This is a genomic window from Pirellula sp. SH-Sr6A (assembly GCF_001610875.1).
Classification (GTDB): Bacteria; Planctomycetota; Planctomycetia; order Pirellulales; family Pirellulaceae; genus JBKCUI01.
This window is the reverse complement of the sequence record NZ_CP011272.1, coordinates 5,833,744-5,858,095: the sequence shown is the minus strand read 5'-3', so window position 1 is coordinate 5,858,095 and position 24,352 is coordinate 5,833,744. Positions and strand designations below refer to the sequence as shown.

General features: G+C 55.1%; 22 protein-coding genes. 13 read left to right on the top strand and 9 right to left on the bottom strand.

What is annotated here, in order from left to right; all coding sequences use genetic code 11:
• Positions 1-138 precede the first annotated feature (138 nt).
• The 3 genes from VN12_RS22645 (at position 139) to VN12_RS22635 (ending at position 3,060) form a co-directional block, all read left to right on the top strand.
• Complete coding sequence (locus VN12_RS22645) at positions 139-1,437, top strand: GNAT family N-acetyltransferase (RefSeq protein ID WP_146678926.1); 1,299 nt, start codon at positions 139-141, stop codon at positions 1,435-1,437.
• A 69-nt stretch (positions 1,438-1,506) separates the two neighbouring features.
• Positions 1,507-2,037, top strand: coding sequence for an adenine phosphoribosyltransferase (locus VN12_RS22640; RefSeq protein WP_146678925.1), 531 nt, complete (start codon positions 1,507-1,509; stop codon positions 2,035-2,037).
• A complete protein-coding gene (locus tag VN12_RS22635; RefSeq protein WP_146678924.1) occupies positions 2,038-3,060 on the top strand; it encodes a site-2 protease family protein in 1,023 nt (340 codons plus the stop codon).
• Here the strand turns inward: VN12_RS22635 and VN12_RS22630 are convergent.
• The 5 genes from VN12_RS22630 to VN12_RS22610 all read right to left on the bottom strand — a co-directional run bounded on the left by VN12_RS22630 (position 3,022) and on the right by VN12_RS22610 (position 9,047).
• Entirely contained in the window at positions 3,022-4,311 is a 1,290-nt protein-coding gene (locus tag VN12_RS22630; RefSeq protein WP_146678923.1) for an efflux RND transporter periplasmic adaptor subunit, read from the bottom strand. The two genes, VN12_RS22635 and VN12_RS22630, sit on opposite strands and share 39 nt — an antisense overlap.
• Positions 4,312-4,418: 107 nt before the next feature.
• Entirely contained in the window at positions 4,419-5,417 is a 999-nt protein-coding gene (locus tag VN12_RS22625; protein ID WP_146678922.1) for a DNA polymerase III subunit, read from the bottom strand.
• A gap of 32 nt (positions 5,418-5,449) precedes the next feature.
• Entirely contained in the window at positions 5,450-5,971 is a 522-nt protein-coding gene (locus VN12_RS22620; RefSeq protein ID WP_146678921.1) for a hypothetical protein, read from the bottom strand.
• 162 nt (positions 5,972-6,133) lie between these two features.
• Entirely contained in the window at positions 6,134-7,954 is a 1,821-nt protein-coding gene (locus VN12_RS22615; RefSeq protein ID WP_146678920.1) for a Gfo/Idh/MocA family protein, read from the bottom strand.
• A gap of 91 nt (positions 7,955-8,045) precedes the next feature.
• On the bottom strand, positions 8,046-9,047 hold the full coding sequence (locus tag VN12_RS22610) for a hypothetical protein (protein ID WP_146678919.1): 1,002 nt from the start codon (positions 9,045-9,047) through the stop codon (positions 8,046-8,048).
• Between the two features lie 313 nt (positions 9,048-9,360).
• Between VN12_RS22610 and VN12_RS22605 the strand changes: the two genes are divergently transcribed.
• Positions 9,361-10,602 carry a hypothetical protein gene (locus tag VN12_RS22605; protein WP_146678918.1) on the top strand — a complete coding sequence of 414 codons (1,242 nt, stop codon included), beginning with the start codon at positions 9,361-9,363 and terminating at the stop codon, positions 10,600-10,602.
• Positions 10,603-10,692: 90 nt separating this feature from the next.
• The gene (locus tag VN12_RS22600) at positions 10,693-11,310 is read left to right on the top strand and encodes a 1,2-dihydroxy-3-keto-5-methylthiopentene dioxygenase (RefSeq protein ID WP_146678917.1); all 618 of its coding nucleotides are present in this window, start codon (positions 10,693-10,695) and stop codon (positions 11,308-11,310) included.
• A 16-nt stretch (positions 11,311-11,326) separates the two neighbouring features.
• On the opposite strand, the gene VN12_RS22595 is transcribed toward VN12_RS22600, so the two are convergent.
• From VN12_RS22595 to VN12_RS22585, 3 genes are read right to left on the bottom strand one after another with little or no spacing between them, the layout of a single operon-like run.
• On the bottom strand, positions 11,327-12,172 hold the full coding sequence (locus tag VN12_RS22595) for a FliO/MopB family protein (protein WP_168164592.1): 846 nt from the start codon (positions 12,170-12,172) through the stop codon (positions 11,327-11,329).
• Positions 12,162-12,578: a flagellar motor switch protein FliN gene (gene fliN / locus VN12_RS22590; protein WP_146678915.1), complete on the bottom strand. Its 417-nt coding sequence runs from the start codon at positions 12,576-12,578 to the stop codon at positions 12,162-12,164. The genes VN12_RS22595 and fliN overlap by 11 nt, the downstream gene beginning before the upstream one ends.
• Positions 12,579-12,637: 59 nt before the next feature.
• Positions 12,638-13,231, bottom strand: coding sequence for a dihydrolipoamide acetyltransferase (locus tag VN12_RS22585; protein ID WP_146678914.1), 594 nt, complete (start codon positions 13,229-13,231; stop codon positions 12,638-12,640).
• 230 nt (positions 13,232-13,461) lie between these two features.
• Here VN12_RS22585 and VN12_RS22580 point away from each other — a divergent pair, with 230 nt between their 5' ends.
• From VN12_RS22580 to VN12_RS22545, 8 genes are all read left to right on the top strand, one after another.
• Positions 13,462-14,640 (top strand): zinc ribbon domain-containing protein, encoded by a 1,179-nt coding sequence (locus tag VN12_RS22580; protein WP_240491237.1) that lies wholly within the window; start codon positions 13,462-13,464, stop codon positions 14,638-14,640.
• Positions 14,641-14,876: 236 nt separating this feature from the next.
• Entirely contained in the window at positions 14,877-15,638 is a 762-nt protein-coding gene (locus VN12_RS22575; RefSeq protein WP_205855124.1) for a hypothetical protein, read from the top strand.
• An 81-nt stretch (positions 15,639-15,719) separates the two neighbouring features.
• Positions 15,720-18,632: a DNA polymerase I gene (gene polA, locus VN12_RS22570; protein ID WP_240491236.1), complete on the top strand. Its 2,913-nt coding sequence runs from the start codon at positions 15,720-15,722 to the stop codon at positions 18,630-18,632.
• A 262-nt stretch (positions 18,633-18,894) separates the two neighbouring features.
• Positions 18,895-19,380: a macro domain-containing protein gene (locus VN12_RS22565; RefSeq protein ID WP_146678912.1), complete on the top strand. Its 486-nt coding sequence runs from the start codon at positions 18,895-18,897 to the stop codon at positions 19,378-19,380.
• Positions 19,381-19,602: 222 nt separating this feature from the next.
• Positions 19,603-20,706, top strand: a complete 1,104-nt coding sequence (locus VN12_RS22560) for a DUF1559 domain-containing protein (RefSeq protein ID WP_146678911.1) — start codon at positions 19,603-19,605, stop codon at positions 20,704-20,706.
• Positions 20,707-20,933: 227 nt separating this feature from the next.
• The gene (locus VN12_RS22555) at positions 20,934-21,419 is read left to right on the top strand and encodes a carboxypeptidase-like regulatory domain-containing protein (protein ID WP_146678910.1); all 486 of its coding nucleotides are present in this window, start codon (positions 20,934-20,936) and stop codon (positions 21,417-21,419) included.
• Between the two features lie 457 nt (positions 21,420-21,876).
• Complete coding sequence (locus VN12_RS22550; RefSeq protein WP_146678909.1) at positions 21,877-22,989, top strand: DUF1559 domain-containing protein; 1,113 nt, start codon at positions 21,877-21,879, stop codon at positions 22,987-22,989.
• A 79-nt stretch (positions 22,990-23,068) separates the two neighbouring features.
• Complete coding sequence (locus tag VN12_RS22545; RefSeq protein WP_146678908.1) at positions 23,069-23,569, top strand: carboxypeptidase regulatory-like domain-containing protein; 501 nt, start codon at positions 23,069-23,071, stop codon at positions 23,567-23,569.
• 109 nt (positions 23,570-23,678) lie between these two features.
• Here the strand turns inward: VN12_RS22545 and hisB are convergent, their stop codons facing one another.
• On the bottom strand, positions 23,679-24,272 hold the full coding sequence (gene hisB, locus VN12_RS22540; protein WP_146680046.1) for an imidazoleglycerol-phosphate dehydratase HisB: 594 nt from the start codon (positions 24,270-24,272) through the stop codon (positions 23,679-23,681).
• Positions 24,273-24,352: the final 80 nt, after the last annotated feature.

Here is a 24,352-nt window from a genome sequence, read left to right as displayed (position 1 = left end):
GAGGCGAGTCGATCCGCATTGCGGTCTCAAAAAGATTTGCAATTTTCACCCGTTGCCTTGCGTGCAACCTACTTTTGGAAAACCACTCTGCAAGTTCCGAGCCCCCCGGCTACTTACCTCGCGAAAGGATCCCTCGCCATGACCGTGATCAGTCCCGCAAGCTTTACTGCTTCGGCCCCCCATGGGATCGCCATCCCCATTCCCTCCGCGATTCCGCGTGGTATCGAACGTCCCACCGACGGATCGTCGACCAAGCAATGCGATGCCGTGGGACCATTGCAAATCGATGTGCTGAGCACGACAGCGGAGTGGGAAGAGATTCGATCAAGCTGGGAGCGACTTCATGGCAATCGACTGAACCGAAGTTATCCGTGGTTGCGATCGTGGTGGGATGCTTATCAAGACGAATACAAACTTCATATCCTTCGCGCGCGTTATCAGGGGGAGACGATTGCGATCATGCCTCTGGTTCGAACCAAGAGATGGCTTCTCGGTGAAACGTTGTGTCTATTAGGAAACGGCAAAGCCTGCTCCGATGACTTGGGGATATTGGTCCAACCTGAAAATGCCGCCGCGGCTGCTCATGCGTTCGCAGACTACTTGCTCGAAAACAGCGCGCGGAGCGGGAAGTGGGATCATCTGGACTTCGACGGCATACGAAAAGGGGATCCTGCGATGGAAGCGTTCTACGAGCGACTTCAATCGATCCGTTCTATAGAAATCGAGCGAAGAGCCGGGCTCAGTTGCTGGGAGGCATCCATCGAGCAGGGTTGGGACCCTTACATCAAGTCCCTTTCGCGGCGCGTTCGAAAAATGCTGGAGCAGACGCAGGGTTGGCAGGAGACAGTCAGTACCTTTCGCGTCGCCCAAACCTTGGAAGAGGCCAAAGAGATGGCCCAGGTCATCGCCGATCTTCATCAAGGCCGATGGGCGGAGAGGGGAATCAACGGTTGCTTCGGTACAACGAGTTTTGAGTCCTTTCTACTCAAGGCGATGGAATCGCTTTGGGATGACGAGGATTCAACCCATCGACCGTTGGTAAGCCTGGTAACCGTGCATGGCGAGCCCGCAGGAGGCATGATTGGATTTCGTTATGGGGGGACCCTCTACATCTACCTCACGGGTATGAACACGAAGTACCTCGAATATAGGCCAGGGTGGCAGACCAGTTTCTGTTCCATACGCGAAGCGGCGTTGCACGGGTGTCGCAGTGTCGATTTCATGCGAGGGGATGAGGATTACAAACCGCGGCTGGGGGGATTGCCGAGCGCGCAGGAGAGATGGATTATCGGCGGACCGCGATGGACATCGAGGCTTCGGAATTGGGGCTATTACCAAGCGATTGAAGTGCGAAATCGCATTCGCGATTATCGATCCAAGAGATCGGACGCGAATGCTGCTACGACTCCCAAAGCGAATGCAGCGGATGGGGAGTGATCCAACGATGCGATTGGGTTACAATCTGCTCGCCCGTAAGGATTGATCCCCACCGTATCGATGGAAAACATGAGTCGACGACCAGACCTAGACCTAAAGAGTTTTATCCGCGACATCCCCGATTTTCCGAAACCAGGAATTCTGTTTCGAGATATCACCCCCCTGTTGGCCAACCCAGAGGCGTTTCGCGAAACGATCGAGAGGATGGCGGATCCATTCCGAGGGGAACGTATCGACACGCTCGTCGCAGCGGAGGCTAGGGGTTTTATCTTTGCGGCACCGTTGGCTTTGGAATTGGGCGCTGCGTTTGTTCCGGTGAGGAAGCCTGGAAAACTGCCATACGACAGGCACACGTTCAGCTACGAATTGGAATATGGGAGCGATACCTTGGAAATGCACAAGGACGCCGTCAAGCCAGGGCAGCGTGTTTTGGTTGTGGATGACCTACTCGCAACGGGTGGAACGGTAGGCGCGTGCTGCAAGCTGTTATCTCACAACGACGTCGAGATTGCAGGATGCCTTTTTTGCATTGAACTGAAGGCGTTGGGAGGTCGAGACAAATTGCAACCGTACCAAGTCATTAGCCTGTTGAGTTACTAGGTGAATACTCCGAGCCTATCCTCGAAAGAGTTCGAAAAGACACTCGACATATTTCGGGACGATTCCTCAACGGGGGAGCTTCGCTCTGAGGCTCTTCCCTCGAACGAAGTTCGTCGAAGACGGCCGGCGTGGGTAGTTCCAACGTTTCTATTGGTCACGACTTTGCTATCGATGACATGGGCGGGCATCGTAGCCTGGTCGCCCACGTCGATCCTTCTCCAAGCATCGGAAGAGGGTTCGCTCTTTGTCGTTCGGCAACACTTCTTAGCGAATTGGTATGGCGGACTGGTGTTCGCGCTGTCCCTTACGGCGATCCTTGGCGCACACGAGCTTGGACATTACTTCGCGACGCGATGGTACAAGATTCCCTCGACCCTGCCTCTGTTTATTCCCTTTCCCGTTAGTCCGACCGGCACATGTGGCGCGGTGATCATGATGGATGGGGGGCAAGCGGATCGAAAGCAAATCTTTGACATCGGAATTGCGGGGCCTTTGGCGGGACTCGTTTTCGCCATACCGATCGCCATTGCAGGACTGCTAACCGGAACACCCCCTACAACGACAAGCAATTCGATTCAGTTCGGGCAGCCGCTGATCGTGCAGGTGCTCAATGCGGCCGTGCATGGGGAGGGGAGTGTTCGATTCGATTGGATTGCGAATTCCGCAATGAATCCGATGCTGATGGCGGCTTGGGTTGGATTCTTGGTGACTGGATTGAACATGGTCCCGGTGAGCCAACTCGATGGGGGGCATGTGATTTTTGGCTTGCTCGGCAAGCGTTCCCTTTTCGTTGCTTGGTTGGCGTACGCCGGGGCTGCAGGTTTTGTGATTTATTCCGGGTATCGGTATGGGCAACCTGACTTCGTCATCATGCTCTTACTGATACCTCTGATGGGGATTGGACACCCGCCCAGTAAGAACGACAACGTTTCGTTGGGACTGGGGCGGTCGTTACTGGGATGGGTATCTCTCAGCATTCCCTTTTTATGTATCCCCCTTCGTCCCATCATGTTGCTCGGGTAACTTGTTTGCAGGGGGTGCGGATGTTTTTTTCTCCGCGACCGGCAGCCATTTGCCAGGTTTTCCTTTTTCGCTGTCTTGAACGAGGATGTCCCCGGATTGAATTCCCTTTTGGATTTCAACCCACCCATCGCGGGCTGAGCCGACCAAGACGACTTGTTCCTTGACTTTTCCGTCGACGACTTTCCATACCTTGTCTACACCTGCAAATCGTTGGAGAGTGTTTGTGGGAATCGCTAGGCTCTTCGCTTCAGGGGCAATCTCGATGGTTGCTTCGCCGAAGAGGCCGCTCCGCAGGGATTGGTCTGCGTTGTCGAGGTCGACTTCAAAACCGAGAGATCTATTCATCGGATCGAGGTTTGGACTGATTCGGGAGACAGTCCCTTCGCGAACTTGATTGCTCAGGTCGAATCGGACATCGACACGTTGTCCTACTTTCAATTGATGAGCATATCGTTCGGGAACGCTGGCGCGGAATCGGAGTTTTTGATTTCGCACCAAGGTAAGGAGGGGTTGTCCTGCTTGCACGAATGCTCCGATGGCAACGTTTTTCGACTGTATATAGCCTTCGAATGGGGAGGGAACGCGTGTGTCGTTCAGTCGTTGATGCGCCAGTCCTCGCTGCGCCATTTGGACTCGGATCAAGGCGATTTTTTCTCGGACTGCGTTTTGAGCTGAAGCGAGTCGCGCGGCCGCCACACGTTCCGCTGCGATGGCTAGTTCGAGATCATTTTCTGTGACAACATCGCTTCCGGCGAGTGAATTGATCCGAGCCAAAGCCTTGGTCGCCTCGTCCAAGACCGCCTTTGCCTCCCGAACGGGTGGAGCATTGTCAGGGTTCAATCCATCGAGGGGATCATCGGGTTTCAAGCCGACGGCGGCTCGAGCTTGGGAAAGCTGTGCATCGGCTTGTTCGGCTTGGAGTTGGTATTCTTCGGAGTCGATTTCGACCAGAATTTGTCCCGCCGAGGCGAGGTCTCCAATTTCAAACAGGACCGCCGAGACACGGCCTCCTACCTTCGCGCTGACGGTCGTTGTTTCGTCGGCCATCAAGCTCCCTTGGCATCGGACGGTAGTCGGCCAGTTGACTGGTTCGACGACCATCACGTCTGCTTCGACGATCTGTTCGATCACGGCAGTTTTTTTTGTTTCCTCGTGCGTTTCGTTGCATCCGCTCAGGGGCGCCCAAACGGTCGCGCCGAGGAGGGCATAGCGGAACTTGGCGAAAGGATGGTGAGGATGCGTGTTTTTCATTCGATCGGAGGTGGGGTTGAGGGAGGGATCGATCAAGCTTTTATTTTGATCGAAAGACTACTCGAGGCAATCGATAAAGAGGGAAATGGCGGTTACCCAATGGGGTGTCACCCCTTGAGGCTAGCGAGATCGGCTGACCAGGCCTCCACGAGTGCTGCAGGGGCGACGATCCTATCCACGTGTTCTTTCGCATCCATGCAGCGGCGTATCAGAGAAACTCCTGTCTCGATACCGGTGGCGTTCCCCTGGCGAACCGCATCCATCAGTTTCGCTTGGTAGTTCTGCTGAACAAAGTCAATCAATAATTTTAAACGCTCCCGTTTCGCTTGGGAATCGGCACCAACACTATCCATGTTGGTCAACATCGCCTTGGTAAAGCGTGGGAAATCAAAAGGATGGCCCTCGAGCTGCTGCAGCAATTGCGATTTGAATTCTCGGAGTTCATCGTCCATAAGCACGGAAAACGAAGCGAGCGATCCCTGGGCCTCGGAAGCGATCCGTTTGGCTTCTTCCGGACCATTTGCAATCCCCTGTCGAATTGCGAGCTGAGCGAGATCTTCTACCGAAAGGCCTTGAAACCGAACAACTTGGCAACGCGACCGAATAGTCGGCAGTTGCCGCTGCAGGCTGGTGCTGATGAGGAAGATGACAGAACCCGGAGGTGGCTCTTCCAGTGTCTTGAGCAGGCTGTTCGCACCTTCCACACCAATGGTGTCCGCATCGTCGATGACGGCGATCTTTCTACGCCCCGAATACGGTTTCATTCGAATTTCGTAGCAAAGTCCCGCTCGCATCCGATTGTCTTCTGGGCCGATAAACTGATCGATGGAGAGGGCTGTCCTCCCTTTTTCCCGTTCGATCTGCAGCCAATCGGGATGGGTTCCAGCTTCCACTTGCACGCACGCTTCGCAGAGGCCGCAGGGAGAGAAGTCCTTCGGGTCGTTTCTCAGGCAGAGCAGGGTCTTGGCAATCAATCTCGCAAACGTTCGCTTGCCGATGGCATCCTGACCGACGAGGAGAAAGGTACTAGCAAGCCTATTCGTGCGGATGGCATTGGCAAACCATCCGCGTTGTCGGTGATGTCCCAGAAATGAATTCCAATCCATAGTCGCTTCACCACTGCCATTCGCGAAATGAACTACTGCCTTGGACGATTGGGGGTCTGAAGATCGAAAATGGGAGGTAGCTTCAGACGCAGGCCGTACACGGTAGCACGTCCGACGAAGTCATTTTGCAAGAGTTCGCGTTCTCGATCGAGGCGCATGACATCCAACACGGACTCTGGGAATTCGTCGCTGGAGACAACGTCTTGGGGATGACCGCTATCCCGAACCAACTGCTCCAAGCGATAGAACTTGGGGCTCTGCTGATCGAACTGGGTGACCTTCTTGGCGTCATCGATTTCTCGGCGCAGTGCATCGCGTTGGGATTCTGTCCAAGCTGGGTTGGAATTTATCAACAACTCGTATCGCTCGAACAGCGAAACACTAGCGGCCGGCCAAGCACCTCGGGTTCGTTCCAGTTGCTTCATGATCGTCTGAAACCGAACGGCCATCGAAAAAACGAGCCAGAGCAAAAATAGTACAACAACCGCAAAGGGGATCGCGAAGAGCTTGCCCGGAATGGTTCTCGGCGGGCGAGTGGTGGCAACTTCGCTCATGGTCTTTGGGTGGCGACTTTCGAATGCAGAGAGCTTGAGCTCTAGGGCTGGGTTTCGCAAACCGTGCGAAAGCCGCTCGGTGCCGATCCGGATCAATAGCTCGACGGGCTACTACCTAGCAGCCCGTCGAGCGATGTGGCCGTGTTAAGTTCTACAGGGTCTTTAAGCGGATTGAGTTCCGCCATCGATCTTGTAGTTTCTCATCGCATCCATCTCTTGCGAGACGTTGCTTCCGTCCGGAGTATCGTCCGACTTGACATCGAACCAAGACTCTTCGAACTTGACAAAGCCCGCTTCACCTCGCGCTCCTTTTCGCATCGCCACGTTGGTGGTGAGTGCAATGACCGCGTCGGCCATAGCGACTTCGGGGTAGCACTTAGGACGGTTTGCAGGATCTGGGTTTCGGATGCAGTAAGCCCAGTGTTCGATTTCTTCGGTGTAGCCACGGCTAACGGGCCCGGAGTTGGAGGCCGCTTTGGCGATCGGTGCGGAGGATCCACCACTGGCTTGAGTATCCAGGGCGTACCCACCCTTGGCCGCTTTGACACCTACAGCGGCACCGGTATCGGAGCCTGCATACAGCATGACTTCTTGCTCTTTGTCGATGATCATGGTTCCCTTGGTCCCCATGACGACTTCACCGTACCCGCCATATCCATTACCGTTGATCGACGAGTAGGTAACGACGATCTTCTTGTTGGGGTCGGTATCGTAGCCCGGAATTCCCTTGACGCCTGGAATGGTGTAGCCCGCGTCAAATTTTTCGCTGTACTCGGGTCCGGGGAACTCGAACGAGCAGTACACGTGGTCATCGCATTCGCGATCGAACGGGAAGATGTGCCGTCCGCCTAATGCGTGGACCGTAAGTGGGTGTGCTTTTTTGCCGTCGGAGCGGAGGGCGCTGCAGAAGATGGTAGCCGCATCAAGTTGGTGGCTACCCAGCTCTGCCATCAGTCCGCCACCGGTTCGTTCGAAGATCCGCCAACGGACCAATTCTTCGATCGCGGGTCGATCACGATCGCCCAATTTTTTGTTGATGTAACCGAACTTTTCCGCATCGACGTCGATGTCCTTCATCCAAGCTTCCCATTGGGCGACTTTCTTGGTGAGCAGATCGATTTCGGCGGGCGATTTCGCTTTTTCCAATTCGTTTTTAAACTTGGTGAGTTCTGCCAGAACGCGGCTTTGCTTTGGGTCTAGGCCGATTTCACCACCGGGCAACCAGGGCTGCCAAGAGTCCTTGCCGGGCAAGTTACCTCGGTGCCATTGGGCTCGAATGTGGTGAAGTTGGCCGATCATTCCCCATTTGAGAAGGTGTACTGCATTGTCATAGAGAACGCTGTAGTGCCGTTGGTGACCGGTGGCCAAATGGATGGGGTGACCGTTTTGGTCGGTGCTTTCCTCGGAGATACGCGCCATGACTTTGCACTGCGCGACGTTGTGCGCCATCAGTTTTTCGGTCAAAACGTGCTTTTTGGCCTGCATGGCCTTTACGGCGATGGGAGCGTGCAGGTGAAGAGGCAACGCGATGATGACAGCTTCAATTTCCTCGTCCTTTAGCAAAGCATCGATGCCACCGTTGGTCGCGTCGTAAACCTTTACGTTTTTGCGGGCTTCATCTTCGCTGGAGTACTTGTACTGTTTGATCAATCCAGGTCGAGCGGAATTCGCTGCTGGGGAAGCCCAGTCTCCATGGAATGCTCGATGGATGCCAAAGGGACGAATATCGGCAATCGCCTTCACCGTGACGTAGTCGGGATTGCATCCCCCGATCAACACGTTTCCCTCATCTCCCACACCGATCACACCGACGCGAACGGGGTCGTTCACCTTGTTGTATCCAAAGTACATCGCGCCCAATCCGGCGCCCGAAACGGCACCCGCAGCAACGACACCTTGCATGAACTCTCGTCGAGTGAAGCCAACAGCTTCGTGGAAATTGTTTTGTCCGATATTCTTTTCGTCTGGAGTCAACTGATTCATGGAAGGGATCCCCGTATAGCAAGGGTTGATGGGTGGTGTGGGTTGGGTCGTTTGGTCTTTGTAATTCTACGTAGGTCGAAGCCGAACTGGATTACTCCGCGTCTGCCTTTTTCGTGCCGCGGTTCCAGAAACTCCAAGGAATGAAATCGAGTCCTGCATACCGACCGGCGTCGGTGAATGCGAGGAGAAAGCAAGCCAACATTTCGATACCTTGATAATAGGTCGGTTGTGCGCCGGGGTAACCCGGAAACTGGGTGAGGACCACCGATGCGAGGAAGAGGCCTGCGGCCAGAGCAGCTAACGGCGTCAGGAGGCCAATCATCAGCAGGATGCCAACGGTCATATCGAAAATAGGGATGATCCGGTCCACCATTTTGACATCGATCGGCCCTGCATCGGGCAGTCGTAATTCCGCATAGCGTTGCTTGTTCTTTTCTCCCTTTTGTTCCCCTTTGGCGATTGCGTTGACTTTGGTTTCCAAGTCCGCCAAGATCGAGTCCACATCCGCGAGAGGGGCTTTCACCAATGCGCGCCACTTGCTCTCGATTTCGTCTTTCTGTTTTCGCAACCCTGCAACGTTGTTTCGCATTTCGTCGCGTTGGTTGATGGCGACTCGCTCGAATCCTACGAGGTACTCACTAATTTGAGGGCCCCAATCGTCAGCGACAGCGATCAGTTTTTCTTTCGCTCCGGTTACCTCCTTCGAGCCGTTAACCAATTCGTCTACCTTGTTGCTCTGCTCCTCGGTAAATCCGTAGAGTTCTTTGGCGTTGGCAGCGTACGCATCCAGGTGTTCGAAAAGCTTCTTGTAGGAAAGCAGTTTGTTCGAATCCTCTTTGGTCGGTTTCTGATCCTTTTCCGGCATTTGTTCTCGAAGCTCCGGCAATCGAAAACGGCCGTCGTAGTCGGGAATCAACTGATGAAACTTATCCGCCAAAGGTCCTTTTGCCCCGGCGAGAAATCCGGTCGACGAAAAGTTCCCCTCCTTCACCTTGGTCGCACCCTCCATGTAGAAGTGGAACCCAACAACGAATCGAAGGGCTACAAGGAACAGGATGGCAAGGAGGCTTAAACGTGCTTTTCGGAGAAGCATGGAAAGGGTCTAGCTGTGTGGGGGATTTTGGCGGGTTAGATCGGTACCCCGGGAGAATACCGCAATAACTGATCAGAACTAAACAAAGTATGGTCTAAACTGCCCCGCAAGCCAAGCCACAAGGCCCTGAAGTCGCCTCTATGCTCGGGAGATCGGGAAGAATCCTCCTGCCGGCCCCTCCGATTTCAACGATTCTTTGGAGCCGAAACGGGCTGCCCGCCCCCTCCTGAGGGTATCTTGAAGGGTACCGCTCGTTCTTCCTGAACTGGATTGTGGACGGGATGCCTGTTTTTCCACCTTCGGTTATTCCTAAATGAGTCAGACTTCTTCGAACCCGGACGATCTCGCGGGCTCTTTGAACGGCAGTCATCCGCTGGACGTAACCTGGGATGGCCCCGTTTCAAGAGAAGCCGTTCCGGGGGAGTCTGCCCCACCGGAGGCACAGCTCCCGGAAGTAGAGTCGGCCGAAGCAGATGCCGCGGAAACAACTCCTGCTTGGGTGGTGACCTCGGCTCCTGCTACGCGTACCCAACGAGCTGAGACCTCCCTCCTCGGGAGAATTGTTCCGCCGGTGCTGGGGGGATTGGCGGCGATCCCGATCGCCATCGCGATCCTCTGGTATGGTTTTGGAAGGGACTTAGGGAATGCCGGACCAACTGTCGCGCGGTACATCCCGGCCATTGTACCGAGGCATCTGCGAGGGAACTCTTTCCGCGACGATGGCACCTTTGGCGGAGGAGACGGTCGGTCTCTGCGCGATTCGAACCGGGCCGACCGTCTAGATTGGTCATCCCCATCCGTCGCATCGGGGCCAACAAGCCAGTTACCAAGCCTGAAAAGCTCGTCGTCCTCGGACTCGGACTCAGAAGCCTTCCCACACCCCACCGAAAGATCCGAACAAACCGCTGCCCCCGAGACATCTTTATCCGATGCACCCCCAGCATCGGAAGCGTTTTCCGATGCCACGCCCCTTTCTGACGAACCACGGGGCCTCAACCGCGAGGTCACCGATCCCTCCTCATTGACGCCAGAGAGCCTGCGGGAAATCATCGCAAAATGCGAAGCATGGCAGCTGGAGTTGAAGGAGAACTGGCCCAACGCCGACAACGAGCAGCGACAGGCGATGGCACGCGAGTTTTATAGCTCATGTCTCCGTGTGGCTGAGGGTGTCGTTTCGCAAAAAAGTGTTTCGCTTCAAGCATGGAAGCGAGAGTTAGACACCTGGAGTCGTGCGTTCTTGGCAGAACCGGCCTATCCACGATTGCTGACTCTTTGCTTGGAGGGGAAAATCGAAGGGATCCCTCCTCATCAAAGCGGTGGGGCCGTGGTGCTGGTCGATTCGATTTCGGTTCCTGAGAATACCGAGGGTGAGTGGAAACTGCCGACGCACCTGACCGTGAATGACGACAAGGTCATGGTAGTCGTACCGGAAGAGGTCCACCGGCGGTTTCTCGCCCAGACATCCGACGAGACGAGGCCGGTACTATTCATCGGCGTTTGGCGAAAAATGGGAACCGAGACACCTTGGATCGAAACCGTCTACGCATCGTGGTAGTTGGTGGGGCCCAAAATCGATATACTTCCCGAGCGGTGCGTCCCACCTTTGAGTTTCGAATCCATCCCCTCCCCCAGAGCACGGTTCAACATGGCAAGCGTATTTATCGAAGAGCAAAATCGAACCATCAGCGATCCGGCTGAGATCTCGGCATTTTTAAAGCCATTCGGGATTTGGTACGAGCATTGGCAGGTCGCGGGGCGGCTCAAATCCGATGCGAGCGACACCGATATCTTGACCGAATACCAGCCCGAAATCGATGCAGTCAAAGCGAAAGGAGGTTACGTGACGGCGGATGTCATCAATGTCCACCCGCAAACCCCCAACTTGGATGCGATGCTTCAGAAGTTCAACAAAGAGCATACGCACAGCGAGGACGAGGTGCGTTTCACCGTTTCGGGCAAGGGAGTTTTTCACTTGCATCCGGAAGGTGGTCCCGTTTTCGGAGTAACGGTCGAAAGCGGGGACATGATCAATGTCCCGCGCGGCATGAAGCACTGGTTCAACTTGTGTGACGACCACCATATCCGATGCATTCGTTTCTTCGAAGACGCGACCGGCTGGGCCCCTCACTACGTTGACAATCCGATCCACGAACAGTTCAGCCCCATGTGTTTTGGCGGCAGCTATCTGAGTTCAGAGAACGCGGATGAGTCGAAAGGTGGGATTCCCTCCAAGTTCGAAATGCGATCGGCCCCGAGCAACTAGCTATTCGGCGCCCCGGCTATTTGTTTACCCCGGCCACTTGCAATAGAACATTCGAGAAGCTCTGCGTCGCGGAACGCGGAGCTTTGGATTCGCAAATCCCTGCCAGCCGATCGACTTCGATCGGATCCGTGATTTCAGACAGGGTTTCTGTTTGGCCTGGTTGCTGACTCACCAGGAGAAGCTTGCTCCCGAATCGCACGACCATCATCGACTGCCTCGGTGCAATATTCGTTCGGCCGAGAATTTGGACGATCTCCGAAGGGAGTTTTGCAGCACTCTGGGGTTGCGATTTGCGATAGAGCCACGCGAGCCCGAGGAACATGCTCAGAACAATTCCAAGTGAAAACAGGACAGAAAAGAAGGTTCCTAGCGAACTGGTTGGACGTTCTACTTCCCCTTCTTTCGGCGACTTGGGCGCCTTCAGCGCAATGCCATTGGATTTGGCGCTTGCAGTCGATGACGAAGATTGGGATAGGGCAGGGAGCGAGACGGGTGCGTTGTACGAGGCAGCTTGAACGCTCTGGTCGGGCTGGGGCAGAGAGTTCGGTAGCGAGGTAGGCTGTGAGACCGGCTGGGGGGGAGATTGCCTAGCCGAACTCGCGGGTGGCAGTCCCGTGGCATTGTAGGGTGCAGCCGCTGGTTCGGAGGCAGATCTCGATGGCTGGATACTCAGTCCGCGCGGCTGAACGATCGAAGGATCGCCATAAGAGCGGGGTTCCGTTTGAGCTTGAACGTTAGCTGCGAAGCAGGAGAAGACCAAGACGACAGAGCCTAACCACGTTCGCGCAGAAATCTCGCGCGAGGATCCAACTTGGGGGCTTGGAAAAAAGGGAAACGTCGACAACGGTAGACTAAATAGCATCGCTGCCCACCAATTCCGCCACCCGAACGCAAAAGTTATCATTGAGAACGAGAACTTCGCCGCGAGCGACCAATCTGCCGTTCACAAAGATATCGACGGGATCCCCTGCTAGTTTATCGAGGGTGATGACCGATCCCTTTCGAAGCCTCAGGATTTCATCGAGGCTCATCCGAGTCCGCCCGAGTTCGATTTTCAGTTCGAGTTGAACATCGCGCAGCAGATCGATTGATACTTTTTCTGGCGGGCCATCCGATCCGACGAGTTCTTCTAAGTCGTAACGTTTGACGTTCGGAGCTCGAAGCGATTCTTCGACATCGCGCAGGGCGGCCTCCGCTCGTTCCAGAATATTTTCTGCCTGGGTTGTGGAACGATCGGCGTTGGTCGACGAAGCAGTGGTATCGGACATGGAATCATCCTTGATTCGCGGAATGCCATCAAAGGGAGGGTTACAACGGCCGCTCGTCGCTAATCTTCGATGACTTGGTAGTCATGAAATCCGACGCTGAGCAGGATCGCTTCTCCGAATAACTCTGTACTTGTCGCTAATAGCCGGCGTCGAATCAACCCCAATTGGTTTTCTTCCAATTCTTGAAGCGAGGCATTGCGGATTTCGAGGAGCATGCGATTTCGAAATCGGCCTTGCCGTTCATCGAAGATTGCTTGCAAATGCTCGACATCCTTGGCGTGCAGTTCGCCGTAAAGCCGAAACTCCACGCGGTAGTTCATATCTGCACCGGGAGGAATGAAGGAAATACTGAAGGTACCGAGGTCGAATTCGATGATGTGGTCCTCTTCAGCTTCATGCTCTTTCTCCTTCGCGTCGATTTCTTGCGCGATGGTGATCAAGCGATGCTCGGCCAGCGCGGCGACTTCCTCACCCGATGGAACGAGGAAGAAGAAGACGAATGTCTCCGTGATGACGACGGCGCTGACGAATGCCGCGAGGAGCAGCTTCCCGACGAGTCCGCCACCCTTGGCAGGGCCAGCATCCTTGGATTTATCGCCGTGAGCCTCTTTGACTTGTTTTGCGTTCTCCGCTTTGTCTTTCTTGATTGCCATAATGGATCTTGTCGCTAGGGGAACAAATCACCAGTAAACGGTAGGTTGTTCCCAAAAGAGGAAGGGGCTTTTCGAGATCTTTCCGGAGTGGGAACTTTCCTACGTACCGCGAGATTGTCGGTTGTAGCGGTTATGCTGCCGATCAACGCGAACGGGGGAGTGTCGTTGCGAAAAGGACTTCGAAGCATTCAAATGGGCGTTTTTCGGATCGCAAGCCTTAGGACCGCGCCGTGCGAGTCGACGAACCACCGATTCTTCCTCCCGTCATTTCGCCCGATCTCGATTCGGACTGGGAGCGGGCGCGGCCTGATACCGAGCTTCCCTGTCCCGCGTGTGGATCTCCCCGGCAGCTGGGAGCTCGTTTTTGCACGGCATGTGGTGTTCCCTTTGCACCTCCGTCGTCCGATGGCAAACCCAGTATCCTCGAAGCACCGGTTTTGGATCGAACAGACGGTGAAGCTGCGACGCCTGTGGATTCCAGTGGTACCAGTTTCCATTGCGACAACTGCGGGGCAGATGTGGATGTCCCCACTGGTGGCAACAGCTTGCGATGTCCGTTTTGCGATTCGACATATGTCATCGAATTGGCGGCCGAAAAACGCCGTACGCTCCGCCCCGAGTTCGTCATCGGATTTGCGATCAGCAGGGAGCGTGCCCTCGAGCTCTTCTTCGAATGGCTCGGGAAAAACAGTTGGTTTCGCCCTGGGGATTTGAAAGCCCGTTCGTTCACTGATAAACAGCAAGGGATTTACCTACCCTTTTGGCATTTCTCGATGATCGCGGAAAGCCGTTGGCGAGCTCAGATAGGCGAGTACTGGTATCGTACCGAAACGTACCGAGTTAAGAATTCGAAGGGGCAATGGGAGACGCGTACACGCCAAGTGCGCGAGACAGAGTGGTGGCCCCTCTCGGGCGAGTACCGCAAGTACTATTCAGGGTACATGGTTTCGGCGTCCAAGGGGCTTCCCCATTCGGAATCGCTCAAGATCCAGCCTTATCAGCTGACGCATATGATGCGATACCGCCCGGATTACCTCGCGGGTTGGTTGGTGGAGGAGTACTCCGTCACCAAGGACGAAGCGTTGACGACGACCAGTCAAGAGTTTCGGGATCGCGAGAAGCGAGGCATTGCGAGTTTCCTGCCGGGAGATACGTATCAGAGTTTAGAAGTCACGACCGACTTGGATGTGGGAGGAACGGATCTTGTCCTCCTTCCTGTCCACATTTTGACTTATCGGTATCGCGATCGAGTCTTTCGCTTCCTGGTGAATGGGCAAACGGGCAAGATATACGGCGAAAAGCCGTGGTCGAAGACGCGGGTCACAGTTGCGATCGTTGCAGGTGCTCTTTTGATTTTGCTCCTAATCGTGATCGTGGTCCTTTTGACCCATCCGAGAATAGGTGCGTGATGCTCGAATCGCGATGCGGGGTTTGTCGAAGTTTTCTGGACGAAGAGGATTTATTCTGCTGCAACTGCGGCACCGAGAATCCCTCTGGGTTGGATGGAGTAGGGGTAGGGATTGCCCCGAAAACGGCTCCATCGCAGGAAGGGGTCCTACGCTTTCAATGCTCCCAGTGCGGTGCATCGATGAGTTACGATCCATCGGCTCGCCAGCTGCGATGTCCATTCTGCGGCAGTGAATCCATGCAATCTCGACCGAGTGCGCGCACACTGGAACCGCATGTCGTAGTCCCTTTTCAGATCGACGCGTCGCAGGTCGAAGGGATGATACGCGAATGGTTGGGGCGAGGATTTTGGCGTCCGAATGATGCCGCCCAGGCAGCGGTGATCAGCAAGGTCACGGCCGTCTACGTACCGTTTTGGGTCTTTTCCGCAGAGGTCGAAACCGCTTGGACAGCCGACACGTCCCAGGTTCCCGCTGGGGCGAGGGGGAATTGGCGACCCGTCGCCGGGACATCACAGCGTCGCTACGATTCCATCCTCGTCGGTGCGAGTGGAATCCTCACACCGCAAGAGGTCCAAGAAATTGCGCCCTTCGATTTATCGGCAGGGGTTCGGCCCGATGAAATCGATTTGGTCCATGCGATCGTTGAGGAATTCCGAGTGACCAAACGCGATGCGCGAGCGATGGCACGCGCCGCGATCGATCGCATTGTCGCCGAGGAGGTGCGAGGACGGATCTCAGGATCCACTCGAAATATTCATGTCAACAATCGAGTGCAGGCGATGTCGAGCGTGCCTGCATTGCTTCCGGTCTGGATCATGGCTTATCAGTACAAAGAAAAGCCGTATCGCGTATTGGTCAATGGTCAGACACGGGAAGTGTACGGAATTGCTCCATTCTCCAATGCAAAGCTCGCGTTGGTGATTGTCTTGATCTTCGCGGCCATCCTATTGCTGATTGCTGTCGTCGCTTTAGGCTCGATCGCATCCCATCATTTGTAATAGCGGCCCGACATTCTTCCGTGGTCCGGCAGTACTGCGACCGTCCTCCCTTTCACTAACCCCCAAGTTAACGCGTCTAGAATGGCTAAAAAAGGAACCCAGAACCAACCGATGCTCCTTGGATTCGATGCGATCGAGTCTCGGGCACCGACGTCCTCCCAACCCACGTCGCCAATCCTTTCTGGAACGCCGACTCCTCACGTGGATTCGAGTTCTGGGGTAGTTGCCGAATCGACTTCCCCATCCGCTCCACCGCCGCACGATTCCCCTCGTGAAGGGGACATTGTCGTCTTGATCGACTCGCACTCCTTGATCTACCAAGTCTTTCATGCGCTTCCATCGATGACCAACCCACACGGCCAAGAAGTGGGGGCAGTCCAAGGATTCCTTCGCGATGTGGCAAATTTGCGGCAACAGTGGAAGCCGGAGTTTCTCGTTTGTGCCTTTGATGCTTCGGAGCTCACCTTTCGCAATGAGCTTTACGATCAATACAAAGCCCACCGAGAAGCGATGCCCGACGCGCTGCGAGACCAGATCGGCATGATCCACCGGTGCCTCGAAACGCTTGCCATACCCATGATTTCTCTGCCGGGCTATGAGGCGGACGATATTATCGCGACCCTCGCCAAGCAAGCATCGGATCGGGGGGCTCGCGTGTTGCTGGTCACCAGCGATAAAGATTGCAGGCAGTTGATCAACGATCGGGTGCAGATGCTCAACGTGAGAAAGAACGAACTGTTCGGTGCACCCGAGCTGATGGCGACATGGGGCGTTCGTCCCGAACAAGTTGTGGATTTTCAATCGCTGGTCGGAGATTCGGTGGACAATGTGCCCGGTGTTCCGATGATTGGCCCGAAAGCCGCCCAACAGTTGCTCGAGCAATTCGGTGACTTGGACACCATTCTCGCGAATATTGACCAAGTCGCAGGGGAGAAGAAGAAAGAAAATCTCAGGACGCATCGGGACAAGGCTTTGTTGAGTCGCGAGCTCGTGCGGCTCAAAGTCGATTGCGAACTGCCTCTCGAATGGTCTCAGATGAGGCCAGGCAACTTTGACCGCGATACGGCGGCGCAGCTCTTCCAAGACCTAGGGATGAGGAGGATCGCCGAAGTTTATCTTGCACTTTCCACCGAGTCGCATGCGCCCTCCGAACCAACGGCCACCTTGTCATGCGAAGGGTATCGCACCGTCGACACCGTCGATGCCTTGGCGGAGCTATTAAAGCAGATTGGAAATACCCCAATTGTTTCGGTGGATACAGAGACAACTTCCACGCGAGCGCGCGACGCGGAATTGGTGGGAATCAGTTTGTGCTGGGGGGCAGGGCAGGCCGCGTACATTCCGATCCTCGGCCCTGCAGGGGAGACCATCGTTTGCCTGGAAGACGCGCAAACCCTTTTGGCTCCCTGGTTCGCCGATCCTTCCAGAGCGTTCTTGGGGCAGAACATTAAATACGATGCGGTGGTCCTTCGTTCGCACGGTATGCCGCTCTTCAACATCGTATTCGACACGATGGTCGCGGACTATCTGCTCGACGCAGGGGGGAGAAATCACGACTTGGACGAGCTCGCCAAGCGGTGGCTGGGGCACATCAATATCCCTATCAGCGACTTGATCGGCACCGGCAAGAATCAGATCACGATGGATCAGGTGCCGGTGGAGAAGGTGTCTCGCTACGCATGCGAAGATGTCGATGTTCCCTTTCAACTCTACGAACCGATGAAAGGACGATTGAAGAACGAGAACTTGATCTCGGTGATGGAGGATCTGGAGCTCCCCCTTATTCAAGTCCTCGCGGGGATGGAATACGAGGGGATTCGAATCTCGACGGAACGACTGGGTGCATTGAGCTCTCAGTTCGAATCGCGGCTGTTGCAACTGTTCGACGAGATCATGCAGCTCGCCGGGGAGTCCTTCAATCCGGATAGCCCCAAGCAACTCGCGGGAATCCTTTTCGAACGGCTTCAACTGCGTGTGGTCAAGAGGACGAAAACAGGTCCCAGCACCGATGCAGAGGTGCTCGAGGAGTTAGCGGCCGAACATCCTTTGCCAGCGAAGATCTTGGAATACCGTCAGTTCACGAAACTAAAAAACACGTATGTCGATGCGTTGCCCAAGCTGGTTTCGGCGCGAACCGGGCGGCTTCATACTTCCTTTCGCCAGGACATCGCGGCCACCGGGCGTCTTAGCAGTGTCGAGCCCAATCTGCAGAATATCCCTGTGCGAACCGCCGAGGGACGATCGATTCGCTCCGCGTTCTTGGCGAGAGAGGAGGGCTGGTCCTTGGTAGCGGCGGACTATTCGCAGATCGAATTGCGAGTGCTCGCCCATTTCTCGCAAGACGCGAGCATGACCAAAGCGTTTGTGGAAGATGAGGACATCCACGCGCGCGTGGCCTCCGAAGTCCACGGCATTCCCATCGATCAAGTCACCTCGGACATGCGACGTGCGGCCAAGGCAGTGAATTTCGGAATCCTGTACGGGCAGAGTCCATTCGGTTTGGCGAAAGCCTTGGGGATCGCTCGCGGGGACGCTAGTGATTTCATCGATCGATATTTCGATCGCTACCCGTCTGTGCGAGGATTCATCAGCGACACGCTCGTTCAATGCCGACACGATGGCTACGTCACAACCATGTCCGGGCGCAAACGATATTTGAAAGGATTGAGAGACTTCCCAAGCTTGCCCGACGTGAAGAAGAAACAGCTGCTTGAACCCGAACGGATGGCGATCAACACCGTTATCCAAGGAAGCGCGGCCGACATGATCAAGATGGCGATGATCGAACTCCACCGTGAACTTCAGCATCGCGACTGGCCGGCGAAGATGATCCTGCAGATCCACGACGAGCTGATATTCGATTGCCGAGATGACTATCGGGAGGAGTTAGCTCGATTGGTCCAGAAGACCATGACCACAGTCATGCCGCTTCGAGTACCCCTTAAAATCGACGTCAAGGTGGGGCGCAACTGGGCGGATTGCGAACCGTTCTGAGCGACGTCGATTTGAGGGGGGCACGCACGCCCCCGGCTCAACTCTGTGCATCTTTAGGTCGTCAAAACGCGCGACTGGTCCTTTCTGACGCGCTCAGCGCCACCCTGCTGACGCATGGAGTGCGCCATTTCGGGGCGTGAACTTGAATCTTCCACTCTGGTACGGCTTTCGCTCTTGGTAGCAAGGGAAGTGTGGGAATGAGCGGCGGGAGCGCGCGTCTTATTCCTCGAAGTGTCAGAACACCATCGATGAAGGAAAGAGCATGATACGAGAAGTAAGCGGCGATATTCTCTTGAGCAAAGCACAAGCCATCGCACACGGGGTTGCACCGAACGACCATTTCGATTCCGGCTTGGCGTTGGCGCTGCGAGAGAAATGGCCCTCGATGGCGAAGGACTTTCGGCACTATGCGCACCAAACCCACCCGAAGCCTGGGGAAATTTGGATGTGGGGGGGAGTGGGTGGCGTGCGTATATTCAATCTGCTTACCCAAGAGGGTGAGATCAATCACGGGTCGCGACCGGGGAAGGCGACGTTGGCCAACGTGAATCACGCGCTCAAGAGATTGAAGCATGCAGTCGAGAAAGAAGGGATCGAAAGTTTGGCGCTCCCTGCGATTGCGACGGGGGTGGGAGGCCTGAGATGGGATGATGTTCGCCCGCTCGTTTACGACACACTCGGTGAGCTAGGTATCCCCATCACCATCTATTCCACGTTCCACTCGGGCGTCGAGGCGAATGAAGGCTAAGTTGAATCACTACGCCATTATGTCGTAGCGTGCAACTAATCATCACAAAATGCATTTAATGGCGCCATAACTATCACTACTGTTGACATGGTTGCAAGACACTCCTAGGATGAAGCATGCGCGGAAGCCGCGCATGAGCCTGACTGAAGCACGGGCGTGGGCGATAGATCGCCCATCCTGAGAGCAGCGGGCAGTCATTCATTCATTGAGAGGGAGACTTGCATGAGACGGATTCATTCCAGGGTTGGCTTCACGTTGGTGGAGCTTTTGGTAGTGATCGCCATCATTGGCATTCTGGTGGGCCTGCTGTTGCCGGCAGTGCAAGCCGCGCGCGAGGCAGCCCGGCGGATGCAGTGTTCAAACAACATGAAGCAGCTTGGGCTGTCCATGTTCAATTACGAGTCCGCGTATAAAAAATTCCCCGCACGCATGTACGGGACAACGGGGACAACCGGGACATCGGTCACGACGAATACCGGAAACATTCTCCATAATTCCGGCCGGGTTTGCGGGTTTGTGGCCCTTCTCCCCTTCTTCGAGCAGGGGAACATGGCCAATCAAATCGATGCGGGAGACTTGGCCAACGGGGTGCAACCAGGGGGCCCGCGAGGCGATTTGAGCTGGGCGCCTTGGAATCGAGTTCCTCCGACCTTACGGTGCCCGTCGGATGGTGGGATTAATCCAACCGCCAAGCACATGAGCTATGCGCTGTCGGTTGGAGATCAGGTGACGGGTTTGAATAACAATGGGGCCAATCGGGGAATGTTCGGCCGAATGTTCTGGCGGACGATTGGGCAAATTACGGATGGCACCAGCAACACGGTCGGCATCAGCGAGCTCCTTTGCCAGGGGCCTACAGGCAATGGCGGCCAGAATGGATTTGCAGCCGCTGCAAATAACGTTCGCGTCACGTTGGCTTATGCGAACAATGTATCGGGTCTCGGGGCATCGCCTATCCTTTGCCGAAGCGTCCATAACGGCCGCTTCTTTAACGCTGGGACGATCGTTTATGGACGCCGTGGGATCAATTGGACGGATGGGCCTGCATCGTACTGCGCCTTCAATACCGTTGGTGCTCCTAATTCAGCAGGATGCGCGGAGGCCGGCACATGGGGCGATCAAGCCAACATGGTGCTACCGGCTTCCAGCAATCACACGGGTGGCGTGAACGCGGCTATGTGCGATGGTTCAGTGCGCTTCTTTAGCAATTCCATCGACACCGGGAATCTGGCTTTGGCACAGCCCTCCGGTGGTGCGTCCGTTTATGGCGTCTGGGGTGCGTTGGGATCGGCCACCGGTGGTGATATCTCGGTTCTCGAGAACTAATCCAAACGCCATTGCGAAAGCGAGTTTTTAGTGGCTGGCTTCATCGATTAGGGGGAGCCAGCTCTTCGCTTGCACCGCAGCAACAATTCGGCGAAGGACACCGCGGCAAAAGACACTGCAGAAGCACTGTCATAGTGCCTCTTTATGGATTCGAAAGGAAACCAGGCAACTGAGTTCCTGGCTTGGCTGATTCGTATCACCGTGATCAACGGAAGGATTATTTTGTAATGATCGAATATCTTCGATTTCGCTTATGGGCGACGCTCTTCATCGCGACGCTTCTTTTGTGCGGTTGCACACCTGCCAGTTCCAACCCCAAAACCTATCCTATTACGGGTACAGTAACTAAAGGGGGAAAGGCTGTTTCTGGTGCGCAAATCGTGTTCGTCTCGGTGGAACAGGGTGGTCAAAGCGCTTTTGCGACAACCGACAACGACGGCAAGTACCAGCTCATGACCTTCGAGCCCAACGATGGTGCAATGCCTGGGACCTATGTAATCAAAGTTTCCAAGTACGAAGGGGGGGCTGCACCTTCCGGTGGCGAAACGCGAAACCTTACCCCTGAGGAAGAGGAAAAGCTTTACAATCCGGACGAGAAAGCCCCTCCTCCACCCAAAAACGGGCTCCCAGAAAAGTACGCCAGCGAAGTGACTTCAGGGCTGAAGCACACGGTACCTACGGCGGCATCGACGTTCGACATCGAACTCAAATAGCCTTTCGCTCGACGAAGCGACGAATCCCGATTTGCCAAAGAGCCTTCGTAAAATTCACGGCGAGGGCCTAAGCTGTTGTAACATCGACAATCAGAGCAGTTGTTTTTTTCAACCATTCGCCAAAACGCACCTCCCTCTGCATCAATGAGCCTAATCCAAGGCCCCGCAGAGGCTTCTTGAGGAAAATGCGCTTCCTTCTATTGGCATCGTAACGGCCCTTACAGGATTTTTCCTAAGGTTCTGTGCCCCTCCTCTCCCATGTCTTTGCGTGACATTTGAGGATCAACCCTAAAGGTTGAATATCTCCCCTAGAGATTGACTCTAAGGTACAGAACGCCTAATATATGTAATCAGGCCGGTGCGCGCGAGCAATGAGATCCTCTCAGGATCAGCTGGGGTCCTTCGGTATGGGCATCGCATTCGGTCAGTTGCACTTCATTCTTTTCGGGGAACGCATATGAAACGGATTCACGTCAAGCAGGGTTTCACCCTGGTCGAGCTTTTGGTGGTGATCGCCATCATCGGCATTTTGGTAGGGCTGTTGTTGCCTGCGGTACAGGCAGCTCGCGAAGCAGCTCGGCGCATGCAATGCTCCAACTCGGTGAAGCAGCTCTCGCTGGCTCTTCACAATTACGAAAGCGCCTTCAAGAAGTTCCCGCCTCGCAAGGGCGGAACGAGCGCTCCGTTTGTCGGTTCGAACCGTAACAACAGCAACGGAAACCGTCTTTCCGCATTCATCGCGTTGTTGCCGTACGTCGAACAAACTGCCATGTACGACCAAATTCAGGCTGGCGATCCATCGGGTGCTCTCGGCTTCACCGGAGCAGGTGGTCCGACGGTGGCACCAGGCGGCCCTGCTGCTTGGGCAGGTTGGGCCCCTTGGAACCGTTCCCCAGGATTTATGGTTTGCCCGTCTGACGGGACTACTTTCAATGCGCCGACGGCGACCAACGTTAACAATTATGCGTTGTCGGTTGGCGACAGCGTTGCCAGTACGCGAGACTCGAACAACTTGCGAGGGATGTTCTCAGCATACATCGGAACCACCATCGGTGGAATTTCCGACGGTACCAGCAACACCATCGCTTTCAGTGAGAGGTTAAAGGCCAATTTCGGGGTGACAACCGTAACAGCAAATCAAATTGAGAATGCTCATGGTACCGCGATCAATGCTGGAGACGTGGTTAACTTGCCGCGGATCTGTATGACTTTGAGCAACGGCAGGCACTTTGTTGCAGGAACTCAGGTGAAGGGTCGATTTGGTTCATTGTGGACCGATGGTCAGTCCGAGCGTGTCGCGTTCAACACTGTCTTGGCACCTAACTCTCCTAGCTGCACAAGCGATGCAGACGTAAACGCAGACTCGGTTAACTTGGTGATTTCGCCAAGTAGCCGTCACACCGGTGGCGTGAACGCGGGATTGGCGGACGGATCGGTTCGCTTCATCAGCGCACAAATCGATACTGGCAACACCAACGTGGCACAACCTGCGGGTGGTCCGAGCAACTACGGAGCTTGGGGCGCATTGGGTTCAAAGGCTGGCGGTGACATCACGACAGCGAACGAATAAGATCCGGTCGTAAAATCGTTTACATCCCCTGGCGTGAGTAGCACTCACGCCATTTTCGTTAAAGAAACGAGTAATATTTATGAAGCTACCTAATGTGTTGTTTGCGGCCCTATGTGTAACCCTTTCATTCGCGACCGGATGCGGGGGCGATTCTGGACGACCCAAAACCTATAAGACCAGTGGTTCTGTCAAAGTGAATGGGAAGCCGATCGAGGGCGCCGTCGTCACGTTTCAACTCAGCGGCGGAAAAGAAAACGCGATCGGATCGACGGACGCCAACGGCGAATTTACCCTTTCGATGTTTGTTCCAGGCGATGGCGCTGTCGAAGGGCAGTACAACGTAGCGATTTCGAAGCATACGACGCCACCGCCCCCCCAGAACTCGGCGGGTGCTCCTGGCGTCATTGCTAGTGGTGAGCTTAGTGAAGACTATGCCCCACCTGCGGCCACCGCCTCGGGCGGAGCTGACAAAGGCCCTAAGAGCCCGATTCCGGAGAAGTACTCGAATGATCAAACCTCTGGACTGAGAGCTTCCGTCACACCAGCAGGTCCGAACCGGTTCGATTTCGACTTGAAGTAAACGCTTCCATGGGAATCGTTCGCACTGCTGCCCTGATACTCTCAGGGCAGCATTTGGTAGATGGCGTCACAAAATAAAATTGCCCCAGCTTGTGGACAAGCGGGTTGAATTACCCGAGCGTTCCCTTGGAACTGGGAATTCCTGTCTGTCGGGGGTCGGTTTCGATCGCGGCTCGAATCGCACGCGCTGTGCCCTTGAAAATTGCCTCGGCGATGTGGTGGGTGTTGCGGCCATAGTGAAGCATCACATGGAGATTGCAGCCTGCATTGGCAGCAAACGATTGCCAAAAGTCCTCCACCAGTTCGCTGTCAAAGTCTCCGATCTTGGGAGAAGGCATCGCGGCTTGGAATACCACAAAGGACCTGCCACTAAAGTCCACCGCGGTGGTGACGAGCGTCTCCTCCATGGGCAGCGTCATATGGCCATAGCGGCGGATACCAGACTTGTCTCCGAGGGCCTGCCGAAAGGCCATACCTAAACAAATGCCGATATCTTCGGTGGTATGGTGTGCGTCGATGTGCAAATCGCCCACAGCTTTCACCTTCAGATCGACCAGCGAATGCTTGGCAAACAGGACGAGCATATGGTCCAGAAAGCCAACCCCTGTTTCGATCGTGTTTTTACCCACTCCATCCAAATGAACCTCTAGCTGGATCGCGGTTTCAGCTGTCTTGCGATCGATGGTGGCTACGCGTTGTGACATATCTGCACTTCGAATGAGGACGGAGAAAACGGGAGCGATTTGTGAAGCTGGAGCGAGGGCGGCGGGGAGTGATAACCGGA